Below are 9,120 nucleotides of genomic sequence, written 5' to 3'. Positions count from 1 at the left end.
GGATTTGTCGATGGAGATATTATCGGTCAAGGTGAAAATATCGTCTCTGTGCTCGATCGACATCATCAGACATGCAGATACATCTATTTAACTTTATCATAGTAATGTTTGCATTTATAAAATATTATCTCAGAGTCCTCTTTTATAGATACTTGCGTCTACCTCGAGATCAATGACTACGGCAATGGGCAACAGATTAATTGTGCTTTAGAAGCAGTACTCAAGATGTGGCTTTAAAGATATTTTTGAACCAAATTACAAGCTTATCGATGCTACACGTCATTTTTGCAGACTCTTAGGCTTGCTCATCATTTCTTCCAGTTCCTTTAACACTTTTTCCAGTTCTGGACTCCACTTTATCCTTTCTTTCAGTCCTTCTGTCCTTTTAGCTACCTCACTTACAAGCTTGATGATATCATAAGCCGCCTCCTCTCTGTTTCGATACTTGGAAAGTGTCATGTCCGGATCTGGACCGTTATACTGATAATCATGTAGATTCAGCGCTTTATCGGTCCACACGGATATGTCATCATGCCCGATCTGCTCGAGCAACTGTGACAGCCACTTCATTCTCGTTGTTGGTGCCTTTGGCACAGCCTTTTTCACCAGCCACTCCTTATCCTCCCTGCTCGTAATTTCAAGCAATTTAGAAAGCTCAAGTCTTAGCAATGCAGTTATAAATGCTTTCCAGGATTGAAAGGCCTTGCCAGAGGCATTTCTGATGAGACCCCTGCTCAGGAAGTCAAGGGCTAATTTTGCCTCAACAATAGACTCTAAAAGCCTAGCCACGACATAGTCCTCGGTAGAAGGCTTAGGCAAAGGTTTCTCTAGGGATTCAGCGGACATTATCAGCTAAATTGCTTTGTCTAATAAAAACTTTGCATCTTTAGCAACTGAGGGAATACTGTGAAAAAGCCTGCAAGGTGGCCTGATGGCAAAAGTACTGCTGAATCGCTCTGAAAGAAAGCTGCAGGTTTGTAAATGGAGTGAAATCCATTGGATTTTCCTAAGGCTCTTTCCTTCGGATGAAAACTCCTTACACCCTCTATAAATAAGTCGAAGATTTTCAATTTCCAGCTTTCCTTCTTGTCGAGTTTTTGTAAATCTTGTCTGAAATATAAAGCAGAGCTACTGGTCTAAGGAGTTAAAATAGCGTTTTCATAAGCTTGAGTTTTTCCCTGAGTATCTTTAATGGTTTCTCATCTCTTCAGCTTTATCTGGAGTTTTCTCTAGTCTTGCGAAAGATTTTTAAAATTTGAGGTACAGCTACCGATGGGCGTTGTTGATGATCCTAGAGGTTAATGGGCATATCAGAATGGCCAAACAGTACCTTTCAGAGGCATTTAAGCTTCTCGAAAACGATCCATATGATGCTGCTGAGAAGGTTTGGGCATCAGTCAAGCATGCCACAGCAGCTTTAACCACAAAGTTTCTGGGCAGATCTGTTCCAGCTGAAGGTATACCATGGAGAGAGTTTGTTAAAAGAGCTTTTCTGAAAGCTGGATTGGATGAGGAGGAGGCCTCGGACTGGGCAGCTTACTACATAGATGTCAGGGATAGGCTGCATGGAGGCTGCTTCTACGGATTGAATTATGAGGAGCCTGAGCACAGGCCTCTGATCGAGAGGGCAACTCACTATGTGGAGCTCGTCAGAAAACTAGTTGCGCCATGATTGAGCGTCATCAGGAGTGAGATTTAGTTTCATCAAGGCAAAAATGCTGAGAGGGGAGAGGAATGAGAATATGCAATTCGGTAAATAGAGCAGGCGAAAATGGGCTGAAGGAAGATTTTCAGCCTAGTTAAAGTATTGAAAAGCATAAGGGGATAAAGAGCTGTCAATACAAAATAACAATGCATATGAGAGAGCCTGAAAAAAGCAAGTTAAAAAGTTGTCCATCAACTACCTCTCTAACAGGCTTTAGAGAAGGGATTGAAGGATTCAGTATTTAAAATTTAAAACTTTTATTTCACTCAAGTCCTGCTTTTCTCTATTTCTTGAGATCAATGACATAAATCTCCTAATTATAAAAATGGGCACCCAGAAAACCCAGAGCTTTAGCTCCGAGATGAATGGGCAAAGCTTAAATACAAACCCCCCTGAAATCCATGGCTCGGATGTTCCGAGTCCGTGAGAGAGGTGGGGGAGGCAAGACGCCTTTAGCCCATGCCTTAACGAGAGGCATGGGATGGGGGAGCTGTGGGTCCCCCGAACCAGCAGATGAGGGGAAAGGCGTAAAGCCTGCTCTAAACGCTGGAAGCTCCCGACTTCAGTCGTGGAGCAGCTCACCTCCATAGCATGGGCCTCTCACTTTTCCTTCTTTTCATCAGCGGTTCATCCGCAAATCTCCATATCCCCCTTCCAGCATCGTCTATCGCAATACCAAGCCTTGAGGCTAGAATATCGCTTATCAGGACCTCCTCCTCCCTATCCGATACAAGAGGTATGGCCTCAACGGGCAGAGTCTCCCTATCTTCTACCAAAACTTGGACATGTATTGCTTTAGGGCATCTCAACATAAAAGCAGTTCCTCCTATCACATCGTACTCCTCGAGCGAGGAGCCCTCAGGAGGAGGGTGAAGACCCAGTTTCTCAGCAAGTTTGAGGGGCAGAAGTATCTCGGGCTCGTCCGTCTCAAATCCTGTGTTCACTAGTGCTACTGTCTCAGCTTCCCTGTCATTATGAGTGAGCTTAAGCCTCACCCTTACTGCCATGGATCTCCTCCTCTGTCCTCACTATCTTTCCAATAACCCTTTTTCGGCGCAGCTTTCCAAACCTCCTTCTCTTTCTCTCCATAAACAATTCAGCTGCACATCCTATATAAGCTTTTTAAAGGTCATCAGAAACTTCCTGTCAAATGCGCTAAAACTCGCTCGTTTCAGTTACAATGATCTCCTGAAACCGTTGTACGCAACAATTATATTGGAGCTGTGAGAGCTGGAGAGGGGGTTATTTGAAGGGAATAATACTTCATGGTGGTGCTGGAACTAGGCTGAGGCCCCTCACCTACAGCGGTCCAAAACAGCTGATTCCTGTGGCAAATAAGCCGGTGAGCCAGTATGTTTTGGAGGATCTCAGAAGCTGTGGCATAAAGGATATTGCAATAGTACTGGGTGAAACATTTCCGGAGCTTGTGAAGGAGCACTATGGCAATGGGGAGAAATTTGGAGTCAGGATAACATACATCTATCAGGGAAAGCCCCTTGGCATAGCGCATGCAGTAAGCCTTTGCAGGGATTTTGTCGGAGACTCAGAGTTTATAGTCTATTTAGGGGATAACATACTCCAGCATGGGATAAAGGCCCATTTTGAGAGATTTTTATCAGAGGGCTATGATGCAATGGTACTGCTAAAGGAAGTAGAGGATCCCACTAGATTTGGAGTAGCCCAATTTGATGCAAAGAGAAGGCTTATCAGGTTGGTGGAGAAGCCAAAAGAGCCTCCCAGCAATTACGCTCTTGTCGGCGTCTATTTCCTCAAACCAGTGATATTTGATGCAATTAAAGATTTGAAGCCCAGCTGGAGGGGAGAGCTTGAGATAACAGATGCCCTTCAGATGCTGATTGAAAGAGGATTCAATGTGGGCTATGATTTTGTGAAGGGATGGTGGTTTGACACGGGCAAGAAGGATGACATACTCACTGTCAACGCCAGAATACTTGATGAGCGCATAACTGGATGCATAAAAGGAGCTCTGGAGAACTCCAGAGTTGAGGGCAGGGTTGAGATAGGGGAGGGGACAAGGGTAATAAACAGCTTGATAAGAGGGCCCAGCATAATTGGTGAGAAATGTACGATAAGGAATTCCTACATCGGGCCCTACACCAGCATAGGAAACGGGACAAGTGTAGTTGACAGCAGCATAGAATACTCGGTGGTGATGGAGAATGTGAGCATAAGCGGGGTTGATGGACTTGATGAGTGCCTGATTGGCAGATGTGCAAGGATAGTTAAAGCTGAGGGAAATAGAAAGGCTGTAAAACTTCACTTAAGCGATTACTCTGAGGTGATTCTCTGATCCTATTTTCCACCCTTAAATAACTCGCATTGCTACAGAGAACAAAGCATCACAAATATCCTGGTCACGGGTAGTTTGAGTTTATATGCAAATCTAATCTACTTTTTAAGGAATAACTTCAATTCGAGCTAATGAAAAGAATCATGTGCCGAAATCAGGCTTTTTGTTCAAAACAAGATGTCCCTTCTCCAGCAGATATTCACGCAGAGATTCTCTCCAATTCCTCACTTCTATGCCATATTTTGGCAGCTTTACACTTTCTAATGCAGAGAATTTAGGTCTTCTGGCCTTAGCTTGAAGCTGATCTGTTTTTATCGGTCTAATCTCTGGGGCTAATCCCATGAGCCTGAATATCTCCTGAGCAAACTGGAACCATGTGCAATAGCCTTTGTTAGTCGCGTGGTAAACTCCGTAAGGCAGACCTTCCTCTAGAATTCTCCTGATGATTAATGCGGCATCCTTCGTGCATGTTGGGCTCATCCACATATCATCAACCACGCTAATAATTTCTCTATTCAAAGCCTTTGTTATCATTGTTTCCACAAAATTTCCTCCTTTTCCTCTCGCTCCAGCTACACCAAAAAGGCTAGCAACCCTAATTATGTAGTGCTTTGGGTTCTGTTTTGTGTAAAACTCGCCGGCCAGTTTTGATATCCCGTATGTGTTCACCGGGTTTGGTACATCCTCCTCTGTATATGGTGCATTCTTTAAGCCATCAAAAACATAATCCGTGCTTATATACACGATTGTAGCATCCAGCTCTCTTGATATAGAAGCCAGATTTCTTGCACCTATGGCATTTACAAGGAATGCCCTAAGGGGTTCTTCTTCACACTGATCTGTCTTGTGAAAGGCAGCAGTATTTATAATTACATCAGGATCATACTTTTTTAAAACTAGGCAGCTTTCATACTCTGTTACCTCTATGTCCTCATGTGTCAATCCTATGGCTTCATGATGACCCTGCATAACCCTCATTAAATCTGTACCCAGCTGTCCTGTTGAGCCTACAACGGCTATCCTCATAGGATCATCCCATTTATTTCGATATCCTTGATAAGCTTGTGCATCTCCATTAGTTGTTTGTACCATTTTACTGTTATCGTTCGTGGATCATCTGGATTTAATCTTCCATCCTTAAGGGCATCAAAAATCTCCTTGGCCCCTTCTCTTGGCGAATATCTAGGCTCAAAACCCAGAGTTTTTCTTATTTTTTGAAAACTTACCCTGTAATTCCTCCTGTCTGGGGAGCCATACCATTCATAGTTAAAGGGAAGGCCAATGGATTCAGCCACAAGCCTTGCTAGATTAAAGATCTGGAAGTTTTGTTCATCACTGCCCACATTAAATATCTGTCCATTAACAAGCTCATTTTCCGCTTCCAGAACCTTGATAAATGCGTTCGATGTGTCCTTTATGTGCACAAAAGGACGCCATTGTGTGCCATCTCGCATTATCGGAACCTTCCCGTTTTTGAAAAAGCCTAGAACCATCCCGTTTATCGCTAGATCGAATCTCATCCTAGGCGAATAACCATAAACAGTGGCCTGCCTTAGGATAGTCACACTAAATGTCTTATCAGCCAGTGGCAACACCTCTTTCTCAGCTAGCATGTTTGCTTTAGCGTACGTTGTTAATGGATTCAGCTGAGAATCCTCTGTTAGCATTCCCTCCTGGGATCCATAGACGCTACAAGAGCTAGCTAAAATGTACTTCTTCACCCCAAATTTTTTAGAAAGCTTTGCCACCCTAACTCTACCTCTATAGTTTATCTCTAATGTTTTTTGGGGATCTAATTCTCCACTTGGATCATTTGACAAGGCTGCCATGTCTATCACAGCATCAATGCCCCCCAGAATATCCGGATTAAACCACCTTACGTCATCTTTAACCACTTTTATCCGGTCTTCTATCTCCCTTATAGGATCAAACCCGAAGAAAAACCTGTCCAAACAGGTTACATCATACCCCCTCTCTAGGAGCATTCTGCAGAGGATTGAGCCTATGTAACCAGCGCCTCCAGTAACCAAAACCCTCATAAAACATCTCCCTCATTTATGTGGAGGTGAAAACCAGTCCCAAGGTTTTCCAACACGAGGATCATCTCTTCTTCCATTTATCTCTGTTGGAACTATTGATGGATCGTTCCATGGTCTTCTAATCTCATCTGGATTTCCATAATCATAAAGTCTTGTCACGAAGTAGACAGTCAAAGAGGGAGTGCTGCTGACAGTTTTTGTTCCATGAAGGTACTTACCCGGAATTCTAACTAGCATCGGTTTCTTTCCACTGGCAATTATCTCAGCCATCCTGCCGGTCTCCTCTTCATAAGCGCATATCTTCATTGCTCCCTGAAGAACCAAGAAATAGTCGATCTGTCCCCTTTCATGCTTATGCCATGCCCTCACTATGTTAGGGTAGCTGTAGCTTATGTTCACTTGCACGATCCAGTCCTCTTCAAGTAGATCCTTCCAGTCCTGCCTAAGGGCTTCAGCGAAGAGACCTCTTTCATCTGGTATTAGATTTAAGTCACGTGTTTTAACCCCTTTAAGAGGATATTCTCTCACCATGCCGGATTTTGAAGGATTCATTCTGGTCACTGCCGCCTTTTTAGCTAGAAAAAATAAAAGCTTTATGGTGATTGTTAACATTTATTATCTATTTTTTTTCAGATGCGTGTGCAGTGGTGAACTTCGCAGCACAAACTCATGTTAATAGAAGCATATCAGATCCGGTCACGACCTAAGGTACAGCTTGGATTCAACGAAAATAAGAAGCCTTGGGTGGAGGCCAAGACACGATTTTGATGGGGCCTTGAGGAGGACAATAGAGTGGTACATTGAAAATGAGTGGTGGTGGAGGCCTTTGGCAGATGAGCGCATTCTGCATCCAACACCATGGAAGCTGAGATGGTAACATGAGAATTCTGGTCACAGAAGCAAGTGGGCTGCTTGGTTCCAAGCTTGTGGAGATTCTTCTCAGAAAAGGTTATGCAGTATACGCTGGATACAATGAAAACAAACCTAAGGCAGGTTTACCGGTAAAGCTGGATGTATCAAATGAGGGGGATGTGGAGAGGGCTTTTGAGATCTCAAGGCCTGAGGTTGTCGTTCATGCTGCAGCATTGACAAATGTCGATGCATGCGAGCTCAATAAGGAGCTTGCTTGGAGCATAAACGTTGTTGGAACGAGAAATATAGTTAAGCTATCAAAAAAATACAGTGCATTCCTGATATACATATCAACAGATTATGTGTTCAAGGGGGATAAGGGAATGTACAGTGAAAGCGATCCAACTGAGCCTGTGAACTACTACGGCTACACAAAACTCAAGGGGGAGGAGGAGGTGAGGCTTCTTGAGGAGCACTGCATTGCGAGGACAAGCGTCATATATGGCTCAATCCCAGCAGCAGGGAAGGTCAACTTCGCCCTCTGGGTGATAGATAAGCTGAGGAAAGGGGAAAAGGTGAGAGCTTTGACGGATCAGTGGAATTCCCCAACATTAAACGTAAATCTGGCTGAAATGATAGTGGAGATTGCTGAAAGGAGGCTTTTGGGAACATTTCATCTAGCAGGAGCCACGAGGATAAGCAGATATGATTTTGCAAGGCTAATAGCTAGAAAATTCAACTTAGATGAGCGTTTAATACAGCCAATAGCGTCGAATGAAATCTCTTGGATCGCTCAAAGACCCAGAGATTCCTCCTTAAATGTTGAGAAAGCCTCAAGAACCCTGAAAATAAAACCCCTTGATATCCATAGATCGCTGGAAATTCTGAGATCTGAGCTAGAATGCCATCCGTGAGGATCCGTATCCTAGGAGCGATATTATAGCTTGAGGGGCTAAATTTTCAGCTATCAATCAGGCCAATAACTGGCTTTCTCGCTTTCCCTTACCTTATTTTCCCCTGAAAATCTCCATAAACCGGAGCTAGGCTTTAAAATTTCTATCTCCATCTTTTCTATCAAGGAGTCGCTCAGAATAACCTCATGCTCCCCCGGAACTGTGACAGCTCTTGCCTCTATCCAGCTGGACTCTCTGTCCTCTGTCTTAGCCCTAAGCATCACCTCTCCCAGTATGTAAGCAGTGACTTCAGCCCCAACAACTCCATATCTCTCCCCTCTTATGCCCTCAAGCTTGAATCCGAGCTTTTTTGCCAGAGCAATTGGTATGTGAACCTCAGGCTCCTCTGCCTCATATCCGCTGTTTGCTAGGGCAGCTGTCCTCAGGATTATGCTGTTCGATTTCAGCTCAACTGGCACTCTTACAACCAAAAAGATCACCTCTTTATCCTAATGAGTTTTCCGAACCTCCTCCTTGCTCTTCTGGACACAAACTTTCCGAACTTCCTCATAGGATATTGATGAAGGAGTAGCTAAAAAAGTTGTCCAAGATTGCCTCTCTAATTGATATAATAAGAAGCCTTTAGGTAAAGGAGTTAGCTTTTCATCCCCATGATTCTCTCCTCATATGACAGGATCAGATCAGCAGCCCTCCTTAACATTCCCATTCTTGAGGCAATCTCCCTGAGGAGATCCAGATCTCTCTGTTTTAGCGAGATAAGAGGGAGAAGGGAGATGTAGAGCAGAAGATAGATAGGGAGGAGTATTATTCTGACAGGAGATGCGATAAAACTTCCTAAAATCAGGACAGGGATTGCTGGGATAAAAGATGAGATATACACTGATGCAGAGCTCCTCAGATCAACAGATGCATCGAAGCTCCTGATTATGGCGAGGCCTAAAGAAAGGGAGATTACATTTGATAAGATCTGAGCTGCTATCAGGCCGGGTATTCCAAAAAATTTTATTAGGATGGATGATGAGATTACAAAGAAGAGGGCATTTGAGGCTGTAATGATCAAAATTTTCTTAGTCTTTCCGAGGCTGCTGAGAAATGGGCTTATGGATAGAGATCCTAAGCCCACAAGAAGGTAGTTTACTGAGAACATTGAGAGATAGAGAGGGGATAAGCTGTACCTTCTTCCGAAGAAAATGCGGATAATATCTGGTGAAAATATCATGACGGAGGCAGCTAGGGGCACCATGATAAAAGATGAGTACTTGACTGAGAGCCTGAACATTTTCTCAACCCCTTCATCAA

General features: G+C 43.7%; 11 protein-coding genes. 4 read left to right on the top strand and 7 right to left on the bottom strand.

Features of this window, described 5'->3' with window-relative positions:
* Window positions 1-279: 279 nt before the first annotated feature.
* Entirely contained in the window at window positions 280-846 is a 567-nt protein-coding gene (locus D6D85_RS02440) for a PaREP1 family protein (protein ID WP_125670491.1), read from the bottom strand.
* Window positions 847-1,285: 439 nt separating this feature from the next.
* Here D6D85_RS02440 and D6D85_RS02435 point away from each other — a divergent pair, with 439 nt between their 5' ends.
* Window positions 1,286-1,672 (top strand): PaREP1 family protein, encoded by a 387-nt coding sequence (locus D6D85_RS02435; RefSeq protein WP_125670490.1) that lies wholly within the window; start codon window positions 1,286-1,288, stop codon window positions 1,670-1,672.
* Window positions 1,673-2,283: 611 nt separating this feature from the next.
* Here D6D85_RS02435 and D6D85_RS16765 read toward each other — a convergent pair.
* Complete coding sequence (locus D6D85_RS16765; RefSeq protein ID WP_237558721.1) at window positions 2,284-2,712, bottom strand: hypothetical protein; 429 nt, start codon at window positions 2,710-2,712, stop codon at window positions 2,284-2,286.
* Window positions 2,713-2,951: 239 nt separating this feature from the next.
* Between D6D85_RS16765 and D6D85_RS02425 the strand changes: the two genes are divergently transcribed.
* Window positions 2,952-4,016 (top strand): glucose-1-phosphate thymidylyltransferase, encoded by a 1,065-nt coding sequence (locus tag D6D85_RS02425; RefSeq protein WP_125670489.1) that lies wholly within the window; start codon window positions 2,952-2,954, stop codon window positions 4,014-4,016.
* Window positions 4,017-4,157: 141 nt separating this feature from the next.
* Here the strand turns inward: D6D85_RS02425 and rfbD (D6D85_RS02420) are convergent, their stop codons facing one another.
* From rfbD (D6D85_RS02420) to D6D85_RS02410, 3 genes are read right to left on the bottom strand one after another with little or no spacing between them, the layout of a single operon-like run.
* Window positions 4,158-5,042, bottom strand: a complete 885-nt coding sequence (gene rfbD / locus D6D85_RS02420) for a dTDP-4-dehydrorhamnose reductase (protein ID WP_125670488.1) — start codon at window positions 5,040-5,042, stop codon at window positions 4,158-4,160.
* Window positions 5,039-6,055 (bottom strand): NAD-dependent epimerase/dehydratase family protein, encoded by a 1,017-nt coding sequence (locus tag D6D85_RS02415; protein ID WP_125670487.1) that lies wholly within the window; start codon window positions 6,053-6,055, stop codon window positions 5,039-5,041. The genes rfbD (D6D85_RS02420) and D6D85_RS02415 overlap by 4 nt, the downstream gene beginning before the upstream one ends.
* 12 nt (window positions 6,056-6,067) lie before the next feature.
* Window positions 6,068-6,607: a polysaccharide biosynthesis C-terminal domain-containing protein gene (locus D6D85_RS02410; protein ID WP_237558722.1), complete on the bottom strand. Its 540-nt coding sequence runs from the start codon at window positions 6,605-6,607 to the stop codon at window positions 6,068-6,070.
* Between the two features lie 163 nt (window positions 6,608-6,770).
* On the opposite strand from D6D85_RS02410, the gene D6D85_RS02405 reads away from it, so the two are divergent.
* Window positions 6,771-6,932 carry a hypothetical protein gene (locus D6D85_RS02405; RefSeq protein ID WP_337189955.1) on the top strand — a complete coding sequence of 54 codons (162 nt, stop codon included), beginning with the start codon at window positions 6,771-6,773 and terminating at the stop codon, window positions 6,930-6,932.
* A gap of 1 nt (window position 6,933) precedes the next feature.
* On the top strand, window positions 6,934-7,821 hold the full coding sequence (rfbD, locus tag D6D85_RS02400) for a dTDP-4-dehydrorhamnose reductase (protein WP_125670486.1): 888 nt from the start codon (window positions 6,934-6,936) through the stop codon (window positions 7,819-7,821).
* A gap of 53 nt (window positions 7,822-7,874) precedes the next feature.
* Here rfbD (D6D85_RS02400) and D6D85_RS02395 read toward each other — a convergent pair whose 3' ends face one another.
* Both D6D85_RS02395 and D6D85_RS02390 read right to left on the bottom strand, forming a co-directional pair.
* The gene (locus D6D85_RS02395; protein ID WP_125670485.1) at window positions 7,875-8,291 is read right to left on the bottom strand and encodes a hypothetical protein; all 417 of its coding nucleotides are present in this window, start codon (window positions 8,289-8,291) and stop codon (window positions 7,875-7,877) included.
* Between the two features lie 164 nt (window positions 8,292-8,455).
* Window positions 8,456-9,120 (bottom strand): hypothetical protein (locus D6D85_RS02390; protein ID WP_237558720.1); only part of this gene is annotated, 665 nt, incomplete at its 5' end.

The sequence above is a fragment of the Candidatus Methanodesulfokora washburnensis genome (assembly GCF_003947435.1).
Lineage (GTDB): Archaea > Korarchaeota > Korarchaeia > Korarchaeales > Korarchaeaceae > Methanodesulfokora > Methanodesulfokora washburnensis.
The sequence above is the reverse complement of the archived record's forward strand: the minus strand, read 5'-3'. Positions and strand labels throughout refer to the sequence as shown.